9 protein-coding genes are annotated in these 14,424 nt (G+C 74.7%); 3 read left to right on the forward strand and 6 right to left on the reverse strand.

Annotation, left to right across the window (positions count from 1 at the left end; all coding sequences use genetic code 11):
• Nucleotides 1-4: 4 nt before the first annotated feature.
• Together ACIQWR_RS26890 and ACIQWR_RS26895 are read right to left on the reverse strand one after the other, a co-directional pair.
• A complete protein-coding gene (locus ACIQWR_RS26890) occupies nt 5-1,411 on the reverse strand; it encodes a uracil-xanthine permease family protein (protein ID WP_404014418.1) in 1,407 nt (468 codons plus the stop codon).
• Nucleotides 1,408-2,529 (reverse strand): aryl-sulfate sulfotransferase, encoded by a 1,122-nt coding sequence (locus ACIQWR_RS26895; protein WP_404014421.1) that lies wholly within the window; start codon nt 2,527-2,529, stop codon nt 1,408-1,410. The genes ACIQWR_RS26890 and ACIQWR_RS26895 overlap by 4 nt, the downstream gene beginning before the upstream one ends.
• A gap of 132 nt (nt 2,530-2,661) precedes the next feature.
• Between ACIQWR_RS26895 and ACIQWR_RS26900 the strand changes: the two genes are divergently transcribed.
• Nucleotides 2,662-3,231, forward strand: coding sequence for a helix-turn-helix domain-containing protein (locus ACIQWR_RS26900; protein WP_404014424.1), 570 nt, complete (start codon nt 2,662-2,664; stop codon nt 3,229-3,231).
• A gap of 50 nt (nt 3,232-3,281) precedes the next feature.
• Here ACIQWR_RS26900 and ACIQWR_RS26905 read toward each other — a convergent pair whose 3' ends face one another.
• The 3 genes from ACIQWR_RS26905 to ACIQWR_RS26915 all read right to left on the reverse strand — a co-directional run bounded on the left by ACIQWR_RS26905 (nt 3,282) and on the right by ACIQWR_RS26915 (nt 8,133).
• Nucleotides 3,282-5,321: a peroxidase gene (locus tag ACIQWR_RS26905; RefSeq protein ID WP_404014427.1), complete on the reverse strand. Its 2,040-nt coding sequence runs from the start codon at nt 5,319-5,321 to the stop codon at nt 3,282-3,284.
• A gap of 282 nt (nt 5,322-5,603) precedes the next feature.
• On the reverse strand, nt 5,604-7,172 hold the full coding sequence (locus ACIQWR_RS26910) for an oleate hydratase (RefSeq protein WP_404014430.1): 1,569 nt from the start codon (nt 7,170-7,172) through the stop codon (nt 5,604-5,606).
• Nucleotides 7,173-7,383: 211 nt separating this feature from the next.
• Entirely contained in the window at nt 7,384-8,133 is a 750-nt protein-coding gene (locus ACIQWR_RS26915; protein ID WP_404014433.1) for a hypothetical protein, read from the reverse strand.
• A 261-nt stretch (nt 8,134-8,394) separates the two neighbouring features.
• Between ACIQWR_RS26915 and ACIQWR_RS26920 the strand changes: the two genes are divergently transcribed.
• Entirely contained in the window at nt 8,395-11,511 is a 3,117-nt protein-coding gene (locus ACIQWR_RS26920; protein WP_404014437.1) for an AAA family ATPase, read from the forward strand.
• 272 nt (nt 11,512-11,783) lie between these two features.
• A complete protein-coding gene (locus ACIQWR_RS26925) occupies nt 11,784-13,643 on the forward strand; it encodes a M1 family aminopeptidase (protein WP_404014440.1) in 1,860 nt (619 codons plus the stop codon).
• A gap of 33 nt (nt 13,644-13,676) precedes the next feature.
• On the opposite strand, the gene ACIQWR_RS26930 is transcribed toward ACIQWR_RS26925, so the two are convergent.
• Nucleotides 13,677-14,228, reverse strand: coding sequence for an HPP family protein (locus tag ACIQWR_RS26930; RefSeq protein ID WP_404014443.1), 552 nt, complete (start codon nt 14,226-14,228; stop codon nt 13,677-13,679).
• Between the last annotated feature and the right edge of the window lie 196 nt (nt 14,229-14,424).

Raw genomic sequence — 14,424 nt, forward strand, 5'->3', positions numbered from 1 at the left:
CACGCTAGGTACTCGGGATCCGCTCCGGCTTCTCCGTTCCTGACCGATCGGAACGCCTCGCGGCGAAGAGGGCGTGGAGCAGGACGGCCGCCAGCGTGCCCGCGACCACGCCGGAGCCGAGGACGGTACGGACCCAGCCCGGGAAGGCCCCGTACAGGTTCGGGGCGAGCACCGGGAGGAGGCCCACGGCGAGGGCGAGGGCGGCGACCATCGACCGGCTCCCCTCGGCCAGGTCGGCGCGCGCGAGCATCTGGACGCCCATGACGGCGATCACCGCGTAGACGACGAGGGCGGAACCTCCCACCACCGCCGGCGGCAGGCCCGCGACCGCGCGGGAGAGCGGGGAGAGCAGGCCCAGGGCGACGAGGAGGCCGCCGGCCGCGGCGGTGACGAACCGGCTGCGGACGCCGGTCAGCCGGCCGATGCCGATGTTCTCCGAGCTGGTCACCATCAGGGATGTACCGAGCACGCCGGCGAAGAGCGAGGTCAGTGCGTCGGCGCGGGCGATCTTCGGGACGTCGCGGCCCGGGTCGGCCGCGCGGCCGACCGTCTCGCTGTTGAGGACGCTCTGGCCGGTGATCTCGGCCAGGGTGGTGAGGCTGAACAGGAGCAGGGGCAGGGCCGCGAGGAGGTCGAACCGTGGCGTCCCGTAGGGGAAGGGGTGGGGCAGGGCGAAGCCGCTGCCCGCGGCCGGGGCGAAGGTCCCGAGTCCCGTCGCCACCGCGATCAGGGTCCCGGCGGCCATGCCGATGAGGACCGCGCTCTGGCGCCAGACGCCGCGCAGGAGGAGGTACGCGGCCAGGGTCGCCGCCACCGTGACGCCCGCCAGGACCACGGCCCGCGGCGGCGGGTTCCCGGTCGGCCCGGTGATGAGCTGGGCGGCGACGCGGATCATGGCGATCCCGATCAGCAGCACGGTGACCCCCATGACCAGGGGCGGGAAGAGCCGCACGATGCGGGCGTACAGCGGGACCACCGCCAGGAGCAGCGCGGCGGCCAGGAGCACCGAGCCGGAGGCGACGGCCGGGCCGTGGTCCTTGGCGGTCTGGATGAACAGCGCGGTGGCGGCGCCGCCGGGGAGCATGACGAACGGCAGCCGCGCCCCGAACTTCCAGATGCCGAGGGACTGGAGCAGCGATCCGGCGCCGGACAGCACGAGCACCGCGCTGAGCAGGGCGGCGCTCTGCGCGCCGGTCAGCCGCAGGGCGCCCGCGGTGAGGAAGACGGTGGAGACGGGCGCGGCGGCCATGGCGAGGACGTGCTGGACGGCGAGCGGGGCGAGGCGCCGCAGGGGTATCCGCTCGTCGACGGGGTCGGGCGTCGTCGCGGAGGCCGGTGGGGCCGCCGGGGGCGCGCCGTGGTTCGCCGTGGGCACGGTGGGGGACGCGGCGGGCGTGGGCGTCGTACTCATGATCCGGACTCCAGCCAGGGCAGTTCGTCGGCCGCGTAGCGGTAGGCGCGGAAGACCGCGTTCGGCTCGGCGGGGAAGAGGGCGCGGACCTCGGACTCCTCGTATCCGCCGAACTGCGGGACGACGAACTCCCAGACCAGCACGCCCTCGGCGGTGACCTCGAAGAGGCGCCCGGCCGGCGAGTCGGTGATCAGCGTGTTGCCGTTGGGGAGGCGTTGCGCGGCGCCCATGAAGGGGGCGAAGAAGGACTCCTTGGCGGGGTCGTGGTACTCCCACACCACCTTCCCGGAGCCGCGGTCGATCTCGATCACCCGCGAGTAGGGGACGTCGTGCCCCGGGCGGAACACCCCGTTGTCGAAGACCAGCAGGTTGCCGTCGGCCAGTTCGGTGGGTTGGTGCTGCTGGGATACGGTGCCCGGCTCGGTGCGCCACAGGACCTCGCCGGTCTCCTGGCTGATGATCACGACGGCGGACGCGCTGCGGAGGCTGGCGAGGACGTTGCCGTCCGCGAGCGGGACCACGGAGTTGATCAGCGGCCAGTGCTCCCTGGCGTAGTCGGGGTGCAGCGGGTACGCGTCGCGGTCCAGGTGTTCGGCCGCGCGCCAGGACCACACCTCGTTGCCCGCGGCGTCGACCTGCTTGATCGTGTCGGCCCACACGGTGCCGTCCGCTTCGGAACCGGCGGCGCCGCCGCGGACGGCGGCCGCCTCGCGGCCGGTCAGGGGTTCGAGGGCGGTGTAGAGGATCCCGCCGTCGTCCAGGTGGTGGGCGTCGTGGTGCTGGAGCGGGTCGCGGTGTTCGCGCAGCACCGTCCCGTCGGGTGCGTGGACGCCCATGACGCCGCCGCGGTACTTGTGCCACATCGGGAAGAGGGCGTCCTCGTCGGGCAGGACCCCGTTGTAGGCGAGGAGACCGCCGGGCAGGATCCGGGCGTGGCGGCCGGGGCGGTGCGGCAGTTTCCAGGTGTGCACGGTCTCGCCGCGCAGGTTCACCAGGTACACCTCGCCGCCGCCGGTCAGCGGTGCGTAGAGGGTGTGGCCCTCGAACGCCGCGTCGGGATCCAGGGCGATGAGACCGGTGCCGCGGCGGCGGCGCTGGTTCTGGTCGACGGTGGGCACGACTACCCCTCCTCAAACTTTCTTTGATGAACTCGAACGAGTTCGAAGGTAGGGGCCCGTTGTGTCAGCTGTGTGACGGGCGTACGAAACATCGCCCGGCCGCACGTAAGGTGACCCGGGGAGGACGCGATCATGACGGAGAAACCCGCCGCGGGCGGTGCGGCGAGCCCTGGACTCGGTGGCGCCGTGCGCCGCCGCCGGCGGGCCCTCGACCTCACGCTGGCCGCGGTCGCGGAGCGCAGCGGCCTGTCCGTGCCCTTCCTCAGCCAGATCGAGAACGAGCGCGCCCGGCCCAGCATGCGCTCGCTCCAGCGGATCGCGGACGGCCTGCGCACCACCGCCGTGGAGCTCCTCGCCGCCGCCGACGCCGCGGACCGCTCCGTGGACGTGGTCCGGGCCCGGGAGGACGCGGGCCTGGCCTCCGACGGCGGGGTCCGCCCCCTGGTCCGCGGTCACCACCAGATGCACGCCCTGGAGTTCACGGGCGCACAGCGGGCCGACCGCGAATTCACGCACCGGGGCGACGAGTTGATGTACGTCGCGGACGGCGCGGCCGAGGTCGAGGCCGAGGGGCGCACGTACCGCCTCGGCCGGGGCGACACCCTCTACCTCACCGGCGGGGTGCGTCACCGCTGGCGCGCGACCAGCGCGGACACCCGCGTCCTGCTGGTCTCCGTCTCGGACCGCTCCCCCACCGACTGAGCCGCCGGGACCGCCGGGACCGACGACGTACGGTCCCGGCGGCGGCGCCCTCAGGTGGCCGGGGTCGCAGGGGTGGTCGGGGTCGCCGGGGTCACCGGGGTCGCCGGGGTCGCCCCCGCGGCGCGCCACAGCGTCGTACCGCCCTGGAGCAGGACCACGTCGCCCGTGGGGCGGACGAGGAGGCGGGCGCCCGGGTGACCGGCGGTCTTGGAGGACCAGCTCACCGCCCCGGCCTCGGTGCGCACGCTCAGCTCCCCGTCGGCGGAGAAGTGCGCCTCGGCGCCCGCTCCGGAGGTGCCCGCGCTCCACAGGGTCCGGTCGTCGCCGCCCCGCAGGACGAGGTCCCCGTTGGACTCCAGGGCCAGCCGGGCGGCGCCCGCGTCCAGGACGTCGCCGGGGCGCAGCACGGTGCCGGGGTGGACCTCGATGGCGGTGTCGAGCCGGCCCGCGGCGAGGGCGCGCAGGGTGGGCAGTGACGGGGTGAAGGCGTACACCGTGCCCTCGGTGCGGACGTACCGGCGGAAGGTGAGGGTGGTGGCGCGGCCACCGCTCGCCGAGGGGCACTCGAAGGTCGCCGCGGAGCCGGATCCGATGACCGGGTCGGCGCCGGGGAGCGGATGGCGGGCCGGGGGGAAGTCCGCGTTGTTGACCCAGCGCTTCGCGATGAACTCGAACTGCTCGACGAGGTCGGCCTGGTGGCTGATGAAGAGCAGTCCGCGCGGGGCGTCGTCGGGGGATCCGGCCCCGGCGACGGAGCCCCCAGGACCGACTCCGGGGCCGAGCGGCGGGCCGAAGGGGATGCCGCGCCGGATGATGCGGCGGTTGTCCAGGACGGAGGCGGCCAGCGGCGGCCGGCCGGGGGCCGTGGTGAGGCCGGCGCGGGGGTTGCTCTTGCGGATGTGGGAGAACAGGGGCGTGGTCCAGCCCTGCGGGTCCTCGCGGAAGTCGAGCATTCCGTCGATGTCCTCGCCGGGCAGCGGCACGCGTTCGGCGGCCGGGCAGGTGGCGACCGGCGCGCCGCCGGGCCAACGGCCGACCATCCGGGAAGCGAGCCAGGCCGTGGTCGCGTCGGCGGGCGCCGCTCCGGACCGCTTCAGCTCCGCCAGGCACTCCGCGGCCTGCTCCCACCAGCCCGCGACGTCCTGCGCGAGGCGCCGCACGACGGTGAACGAGCCACCGGTGGCCCATGCGGGCAGCCCGGCGGGGCGGGCGCCGACGCGTTCCTGCCCGACCACGAACTCGCCGGCCGGGACCAGTCGGGAGCCGGGCTTGCCGCGCACGCCCGTGCCGTTGACGGGGTCGGGCGCGTCGAAGCCGCGTACTCCGGGCTGGCTGATGGCGTCGAGGAAGCCGAAGTGCTCGTGTCCGCGCAGCGCGCCGGGCAGGGTGGCGCCGTCCTGGCGGAAGACGACCTCGGCGTCGGCGCGGTCGAGCGCGCGGCCGTGCCGGCCGACGGCGTCGGCCAGGCTCTTGGGATCGTCCGCGGCCAGGGTGAGGACGGCGTGCACCTCCTCGCCCCCGGCCCCGAAGAGCCACGCTTCGGGGGCGCTGTCCCCGGTGTCCCCCAGCTCCTCCGCGCGGCCGGCGGCGCCCTCGCGGAAGGCCTCGGCGGTGCTGCCCGCGAGGACGGCGGGGAAGGGGTCCTTCTCCGCGAGCGCGCTCAGGCCGGGGTACGTGAGGCTCACGCCGACCCAGGAGGCCGACATCGCGGCCGGGTCGACCCCGTTGCGCAGGTGGCGCGCGGCGCTGAAGTCGCTGTTGAAGCGGGTGACCTTGTCCGTGGTGGACAGCTGGGGAACGAGCTTGCCGAGCCAGTTCCGGCCCTTGGCGGGCGCGTGGAAGTGGATGAGCAGCAGGCAGACGTGGTCCTTGCGGAAGCCCGCGAGGACGTCGCCCTGGGTGGTGGTGTCGGCCCGCAGGGGCAGGTCGGGCGCCGCGGCCCGGGGGGCCGCCGGGATGCCCGGCGCGGCCGGGGGCGCGGCCGTCGCCGGTGCGGGACAGACGCCCACGGCGAGCACGGCCGCGGCACCGGCCCCGGCCCGTACGACGTGGCGGCGGGAGGGGTGGTGCGGGGAGGGCGGGCTCTGCAAGGTGTCCTCCGGGCGGGAAGGGTGGGTGCACCGCCGGATGACGCCGGGGAGGCGGGCCGGGCGGCCGATGATCATCACCCTGGCGGATCGGAGGGGCGCGCGCGAGGCGGGCACACCGATGGGGTGACGGAGTGTCGGCTGACGGTCCGCCAGTCGGGGGAGGCGCGGGCCCGCGGCCCACGCGAACGGCCCCCGGTACGGGACCGGGGGCCGCTCCGCTCGATCGGGCGGGCGGGCGGGCGGGCGGGGGTCGCCGTACGGGGACCCCCGCCCGCGCCCGGCTCAGCGCCGGTGCATGGTGTGCAGCGCTTCCAGCAGCACCTTGGGGTCGTGGCCGCCCTTGTACACCGGCGGCGGCCGCCGGTCGAGGTGCAGCAGCTCCGCCACCGCGGTCCAGGCGGTGCGCACCGAGTACTCGACGGTGAACACCACGTCGTCGGGGACCTCGGCGTACTGCCCGATGAAGGCCAGGTTGGTGGAGCCCTCGGGGACGACCTGCGGCCGGTCACCGGCCTTGCGGACCAGGAACTGGCTGGTGATGTAGGGCATCAGCGCGGGCCGCACGACCGAGGATTCGAGGATCTGCTCGCTCTGCGCGAGGCGCAGGTGCCCGAGCACCTCGGACAGGATCTCCCGGCCCGTGCAGGCGGCCATCGTCTTGTGCACGTGGTCGCCGGGCTTGTCCGGGAAGAGGGCGTAGCCCCACCAGACGTAGGTGTCGTCGGGCTGCTCGTGGAAGTGCGGCTGGTGGTTGAGCACGATGGTCAGCAGCCAGCCCGAGTCCTTGAAGGTGATCAGCCCGCCCTTGCCGGCCTCGCTGCCGGAGAACTCCTCCATGGCCTTGAAGAACGTCGGGTCCTTGGTGGTGACGGTGAACGACCCCCAGGTGGAGTCCGCGACGGAGGTGTCGAAGACCGAGGGGTCGCCCAGGTGGGGACGTTTGGCCGCGAGGGTGTGCCACAGCCGCCACGAGGCGTCCGGCGCGGAGGTGTCCAGCACGGCGGGGGTGTCGGTGGTGCCCAGGGTCGAGTTCGCGGTCATCGAGCCGTTGGTGACCAGGACGAGGTCCTCGGGCGCGAGCGCGATCCGCTCGACGGCGCCGCCGGCCGGCGCGAGGACCAGGGCGGTGGCGGTGATGCCGTCGCCGTCGGCCAGCTCGACGTCGGTGACGGTGGTGTCCATGGTGAAGCGGACGCCCTTGGTCCGCAGCCAGGCCTGGAGCGGGCGCACGATCGAGTCGTACTGGTTGAAGCGGGTGCGGTAGATGCCCGACATGGTGTCGAAGGTCTTGAAGAGGTGGACGAATCGGTTGAGGTAGCGCCGGAACTCGATCGCCGAGTGCCAGGGCTCGAAGGCGAAGGTCGTGCACCACATGTACCAGAAGTTCGTGGTGAAGAACTCCGGTGCGAAGCAGTCGGAGATGCGCTTGCCGTCGAGGCGCGACTCGGGGGTGCCCACGCAGGCGACCAGGTCGAGCCGGTCGCGCTCGGAGAAGCCCATGGAACGGGTGGCGACCGGTCGACCGGTGGCGTCGACCAGGCGCGCCTTGTCGTTCCACGCGAAGTCCTCGTGGAAGGCGAAGGTGTCCTCGGTGACGGAGGTGTCGGGTGCGTCGAGCGAGGGGATGGAGGCGAGCAGGTCGTAGGTGCACTCGAAGTGCAGCTCGAACATCCGTCCGCCGCGCATGGTGTAGCCGGTGTCCGGGTCGCCCGCCGCGTCGAGGCTCCCGCCGGTACGTCCCTGGGCCTCCAGGATCGTGATGTCCGCGCCCTCGAAGCCGCCCTCCCTGATCAGCAGCGCCGCCGCTGACAGGGAAGCGATCCCCGCACCCACCAGATAGGCCTTGGCCACGACGTGTCTCCGCTCGCCCGGCCGCGCGGGCCCCGGTCGGCCGCGCGGTCTCCCTGCCAACCCAACAGTCCCCGGGGCGCCCCGCAACCCGGGTGGGCCGTTGGGCAGGCCCGCCCGACCCACGCGGCCGACCGGCGGCGCGCACCCCCGCGGTGCGCCGCCCCGCGTCGTCAGCGGGAGCCCGGGCCGTCGTCCGCGGGAGCCCGCCCCGTCAGCAGGAGCCCGAGTCGGCCGGGGGCTTGAAGACGGCGTCCAGCACCCGGTCCGCGGAGACGTCGGCCAGCGTCCAGTCCAGCGTGGAGTCCGTCTTCGGGAACTGCAGCTGGGACGGCAACTCCCGGGCCGTCACCTCGTCCCCCAGGTACGAGACCGACAGCGTGCCGCCGCACTTCTCGGTGCCCGGGGGCTTGCTGCCCTCGGCGAAGCCGTCGCCCGGGCCGGCCGAGACGGTGAGGGTTGCGAGGGGCGTGTAGGTGAAGGCGAAGCCCCCCGTCGAGGATCCCGGCGTCGCCTTGGCGAGGTGCACCCGGAAGTGGCTGAGCCGCACCCGGATCGGCTCGCACGGGCGCTGGGCGTCCTTCAGCCGCAGGTACACCCCGGTGTCGACCATGAAGAGCGCCGAGTACGAGGAGGTCGTGCGGTCGCTGGCCCGCAGGGCCTTGATGTAGGCGCCCAGGCCCGCCGCGTCCAGGGAGGCGATGGGCGTGCACGGTCGGGACGCCACGCCGGTGGGCACCGGCAGGGTGCCGGGGGCGGGACCGGAGGGAGAGGGCGAGGGAGTGGGCGGAGCGGACGCGGAGGGCGACGCCGAGGCCGACGCGGAGGCGGACGGGGTGGCACGGTCCGGTCCCAGGCCCAGGCCCAGTCCCGCGCCCGAATCGGAGCCCGAGCCGGAGCACGCCGTGAGGGCGAGCAGCGGAGCGGTCAGGAGCGGAACGGCGAACGCGCGTAATCGGGGCATGCGGACTCCTCGTCGGGCGCGGTGTCGGGTCGGGGCACCGGTGCGTCATCGGGACCGCACGCGGTACGACACCGGGTGGGTCACCAGGTACGTCGTCGAATGGCGGCCGGGACCGTCCGGCCCCCACTCCGGCGTTCCCGGCCCCCTCGATGCTGACAGCGGCGCCCGCGTCGCGGCATCCGTAGGACCGCCTACGTATCCCCGGCCCCGAATGCGGGTAGCGGACAGCGGTGCGGGTAACGGACACCGGGGGGTGGGGCCATGACGCACGGGACCGTGTTGCTCGGCCGGGGGGCCGAGCTGGACCGGCTGGACCGGGTGCTCGACGGGCGCGCCGGCGTGCCGACCGTCGTCGACCTCGTCGGCGCGGCCGGGATCGGCAAGAGCCGGCTGCTCACCGAGGTCTGCGCGCGGGCCCGCGACCGCGGCCTGACCGTGCTGCGCGGCCGGGCCACCGAATACGAACAGCACATTCCCTTCCGCCTGTTCACCGACGCCTTCGCCGATCTGGATCCGGAGTCGCTGCGCGCGGTGGCGGCCGAGGCCGAGCCGGTGGGGCCCGTCCTGTACGGGGTCTCCGCGACCGCGGAACACGGGCCGGACGCGGGCGTGGGCGTGGGCTCAGGCCCCGGTACGGGCTGGGGCAGTGACCACGAGCCGGGACCGGGTTCCGGCCCGAGCGCGCTCGCGGCGGCGGGAGCGACGGCGGAGGGGGGCGCGGAACGTACGGGTCCGGGTGCTCGGGCCCGGGACCGGCGGGACACCTCGGCCCCGGCGGACCGGTTCTCCCTGCACCGCGCGGTGGCCCGGCTGCTCGGCGCCCTCGGCGGCGAGCACGGCGGCGGACGCGGCCTCCTCATCGCCCTCGACGACCTCCACTGGGCCGACCCGGCCTCCCTGGAGCTGCTGGACCACCTCGTGCGGCACCCGCTGCGCGCCCCCGTCACGATCGTCGTGGCCCGGCGCGACCGCCAGACCTCGCCCTCCCTCGCCGCCGCGCTCACCCGGGGCGCCGACACCGGCGCCGTACTGCGGCTGGACCTCGGCCCCCTCGACGAGCGCGTCTGCGTGGAGCACCTCGCACCGGGGCTGCCGCCGGCCCGCGCCGCCCGGCTGTACGCCGCGAGCGAGGGCAACCCGCTCTACTTCCTGGCCCTGCTCCAGCAGCAGCCCGGCCCGGCGCTGCCCACCGGCGACCTCAGCGCGCTGCTCCTCGACGAACTCACCCCGCTCACCGCCGCCCAGCGCCGCACGGCCGAGGCCGTCGCCGTGCTCGGGGACCGCGCCACGCCCGCGCTGCTGGCGGTCGTCGCCGAAGCTCCGGACGCCGCCGTGCTCGACGCGGACCTGGCCGTACTGGCCCGGCGGGACCTGCTGCGCCCCGCGCCCGGCGGCAGCTGGTCGCTGCGCCACCCGGTGCTGCGGACCGTGGTCCACGAGCACACCGAGCACCGGCGGCGCACGGGGATGCACCGGCGGGCCGCCGCCGCCCTGGCCCGGGCCGGCACCTCGGCCGCCGCGCGGGCCCCGCACGTCGAGCGGGCCCTGACCGGGTGGGACCCGGAGCTGGCCGCGGTCCTGCTGGAGGCGGCGGGGCAGTCGGAGACCACCGCCCCGGCCAGCTGCGCCCACTGGCTGGAGGTGGTGCTGCGGGTGCTGCCGGACGCCCCCGGCCACACGGAGCGCCGGCTGGACCTGCTGTTGCGGCGGGCGCGGGCGCTGAGCGTCTGCGGCGAACTGCGCGAGAGCCGCGACCTGTTGCGGGAGCTGATCGCGCAGACGTCCGCCGGCGAGGACGACCGGGTGCGGGCCGATGCCGTGACCCTGTGCGCCTCGATGGAGCGACACCTCGGCCACTACGGGGCCGCGGTCGCACTGCTGCGGCGCGAGCTGGACCGGCGGCCCGCGCCGCGGCCGGCCGCGATGCTCGCCCTCGGACTCGAACTCAGTTCGTCGACGCCGCACTCCCTGGACTACGCGGAGGTGCGGGGCACCGTGGAGCGGACCTTCCACCTGGCGGAGCGGCTCGGTGACGCCCCGGCCGCCGCGGGCGCGCTGGCGATCTCGGCGCTGGGCGAGGCGTACGGCGGGAACGTGAGCACCGCTTTGGGCTTCATCGACCGCGCCGCCGCCCGCGTGGACGCGCTGGCCGACCACGAACTCGCCGACATGTGCGAGCCGTTGTCCCGGCTGAGCCTGGCGGAGTACTACCTGGAGCGGTTCGAGGACGCGGAGCGGCACGCCGATCGCGGACTGACCGTCGCCCGCCGCAGCGGCCCCCTGCACATCATGGCGCACCTGCTGCTGTGCAAGGCGGCCGTCCACATGAACACCTGCCGGCTCGGCACCGCCCTGGACCAGGCGGACGAGGCGGAGAGCATCGCCCGCGGCATCGGCAGCGACCAACTCCTCGCCCTGGCCCTGGCGAGCAAGGCACAGGTGCTGATCGCGTCCCTGCCGCCGGGCGACCGCACCTCCCTCACCGTCGCCGAGGAGGCGGTCGCCCTCGCCGGACCGTCGACCAGCTGGTGGAGCTCGCTGGTGTGGTACGTGATGAGCTACGCCGCCCTGCACAGCGGTGACCCGGTCCGGGCCCGCGCCGCGATGCTGCGGGTGGGCGGCGGGCCGGAACTGGCGGGCCTCCAACCCTCGATGCGCCCCCTGCTGCTGGAGGCCCTGGTCACCGCCGCGGTCACCACCGGGGACCTGGCCGCCGCCACCGGGTGGGCCGCGCTGGCCGGGCGGGACGCGGAACGCCTCGGGCTGCCCGGCCAGCGGGCCTCGGCCCTGCGCAGCGCCGGCCAGGTACTGGCCGGCCGCGGAGAGCCCGCCGCCGCGGCGCGGCAGTACGCCCGGGCGGCCGAGGAGGCCGCGCGCGCGGGCGCGACCCTCTGGGAGGCCCAGGCGCTGCTGATCGGCGCGTCGTTGACGGCGCAGGCCGGCGATCCCGGCGCGGCGGCGGGCCCGTGGGAGCGGGGCCGCGGGATGGCCGAGGCGGGGGGCTCCCGCCTGCTGACGGGACTCGCGGACCTGTTCCCCCCGGCGCCCGCGGTCCCGCGGCCGCTCGCGACGCTCGCCCCGTCCGCCGCTCCCCCGCCCCGGCCCGCCGACGCCTCCGGCCCCGGACCCCACGCCCACACCGCCTCCCTCTCCGCCCGCCCCGCGCCCGCACCCCCCGCTCCCGCCCTGCCCGGGCTGACCCCGCGCGAGCGGGAGATCGCGGCCCTGGTGACGGAGGGCCTCACCACCCCGGCGATCGCGGCCCGGCTCTACCTGAGCCCGCGCACGGTCGACACCCACCTCTCGCACATCTTCCGCAAGACGGGCGTCGCCAGCCGTTCGGCGCTGGCCGCCCTCGCGGCCCGCACCACCACCTGAGCTGCCAACACCCCTCCCGCCGCCTGGACTTCACTCCCGGGCGGGGAGGTGGGGAACAGCTGGCAACACCTTTACCAATCCCGGATGGCATGTCCCGGTCACGTCTGCCAGGCTTCCGCCTGCGTCCCCCGACCCAAGGGGACGGGCCAGACATCTCACCCCAGCGATCGCGCGAGCGATGCGCGCAGCCCGCGGCTGCCCGCCGGCCCACCCGAGCCGGTCGGGCCGCCACCGAGCAGGCCGTCATCCCGGCCGTCTCAAAGGAGTTCCGAGTGAGAACGACCCCCCACAAGACCCTCGCCGCGACGGCACTCGCCGTCGCGGCGCTGACCGCCGCCACGCTCTCCGGCGGCCCGGCGACGGCCGCACCCCGGCCCGCCCCGGTCGCCGCCGCCTGCACCCCGACCCAGGTCGTCGCCAACGGCGGTTTCGAGAGTGGCACTTCGCCCTGGACCCAGTCGCAGACCGGCATCATCACCAACCGCACCGGGCAGAGCGCCCACGGCGGCACCTCGTTCGCCTGGCTGAACGGCGTCGGCAGCACCCACACCGACACCCTCTCCCAGAGCGTCACGATCCCCTCCGGGTGCAGCACCGCCACCCTCACCTTCTGGCTGCACATCGACACGGCCGAGACGACCACGTCCACGAAGTACGACAAGCTGACGGCGAAGATCGGCACCACGACGCTGGCGACGTACTCCAACCTCGACAAGAACACCGGCTACGTGCAGAAGTCGCTGGACGTGTCGGCCTTCGCGGGCCAGACCGTGAGCCTCGCCTTCACCGGCACCGAGGACTCCAGCCTCAAGACCAGCTTCGTGGTCGACGACGTCGCCCTCGACACCTCCGGCGGCACCACCCCGCCCGGGGACTCCACGCGCACCCCGTCCGCGCCCGCCTACACGGTGAACCTCACCAGCAACGCGAGCGGCACCGGCTGGACCGGTCACGAGAGCGCGACCTTCACCAACGCCTCGGCCACCGCGCTCGGCGAGGTGTACCTGCGGCTGTGGGACAACTACCACGGCACCTGCGCCGCCATGCCGATCTCGGTCACCAACGTCACCGGCGGCACCGCGGGCGCCCTCTCGGTCGGCTGCACGGCCCTCCAGATCACCCTGCCCGCCCCGCTGGCCCAGGGCCAGAGCGCCACGATCGGCTTCGACCTGGGCATCACGGTCCCCAGCGGTGCGGACCGGTTCGGCTACGACGGCGCCTTCAGCATGGTCGGCAACGCCCTGCCCGTGCTCGCGGTCAAGGACGGGGTCGGCTGGCACCTGGACCCCTACACCAACAACGGCGAGTCCTTCTACGCGCTGGCCTCCGACTTCAAGGTGACCCTCGACCACCCGAGCAGCCTGCTCGTACCGGCCACGGGCGGCTCCGTCGACACGCCCGGGACCAGCGGCCGGACGGTCACCACCGCGACCGCCACCAAGGTCCGCGAGTTCGCCTGGGCGGCCGGCCCCTTCAGCAAGATCTCCGGCACCTCGGCGGCCGGCACCCCGGTCAACATCTACTCCGTCTCGGGCATCAGCTCGGCCGACGCGCAGTCGATGCTCAGCACCGCCAAGTCCGCCGTGGACGCGCACTCGGCGCGGTTCGGCGCCTACCCGTACGGCGAGTTGGACGCGGTGATCGACAACAACTACTGGTTCGGCGGCATGGAGTACCCCGGCTTCGTCCTCGACCTGGTCAGCACCACGGCGCTGACCCACGAGATCGCCCACCAGTGGTGGTACGGCATCGTCGGCGACGACGAGTACACCAGCCCGTGGCTCGACGAGTCGTTCACCGACTACGCCACCGACCTGGCGCAGAACAAGACCGGCGCGAGCTGCTGGAACAGCGTCTCGTGGTCCGGGACGGCCGAGAAGATCACCAACAACATGGGCTACTGGGACGCCCACTCGTCCCGGTACTCCACCGTGGTCTACGGCTACGGCAAGTGCGCCCTGCACGACCTGCGCCGCGTCCTGGGCGACACCGTCATGGCCAAGCTGCTCAAGGACTACGCCGCGGCCCACTGGTACGGCGTCTCGACCACGGCCGAGTTCAAGGCGGCCGCCCAGGCCGCCACGACCACGGACCTGACCTCCTTCTGGACCCAGCACCGCATCGAAGGCTGATGCCGACCCGCTAGCGGACCACCCGTGCCCCGCCTACCACCAGTAGGCGGGGTACTTCGGTGCCTTGGGTCGTACGCGCGAGGCGGCGTACCCCGCGCCGACCACGAGCACGCTCGCACCCAGCAGCAGGGGCACGAACCGGGTGGGAGCGGGGCTCTGGAGCACGACGATGACGGCGGTCGCACAGGCCGGCGAGTGCGGGGTCCGGGCCACCATCAGCACCGCGAGGGTGATGCCGGCCGCCACCGCGGCGGCCCACGCACTGCCGCCGGCCGCGGCGAGCACCCCGTACCCCACGACGGCGCCCAGCAGGTGTCCGACGACCACGCTGCGCGGCTGGGCCAGCGGGAGGGTCGGCACGCTGTTCACCAGCGCCGCACTCGCGGCCAGCGGCGGTATCAGCACCGGTTCGTGGATCATCGCGCCGATCGCGACCAGCCCGAGCAGCACGGCGGTCGCCGCGCTGGTGATGTGCAGTGCGGCGAGCGGCCCGGGCCGGGCCGGGGGCCGCGCCGCCAGCGGGTGCGGCTGGGCGTGGGGGTGGGGCAGTGCGGTGGGCACGGCGGTGGGGGCGTCGGCACGCATCTGAACGATCTCCGGGAAAACGGCTGGCAGGCCGGGGACGGGCGGGCACGGGGTGGAAACGGTCTGTGCCGCGAGGGCGAGCCTGTGATCGACAGCTGCTGTGACCCGGCACGCTCCCCGGTCGGGGCGGGTGCCGTCCGCCGGCGACTCTATCCGGCGGCCCGCGCGGGGCGGCGCGGAGGGTGTATGACATCCC

Origin of the sequence: Streptomyces sp. NPDC098789, assembly GCF_044759975.1 — a bacterium.
GTDB lineage: Bacteria > Actinomycetota > Actinomycetes > Streptomycetales > Streptomycetaceae > Streptomyces.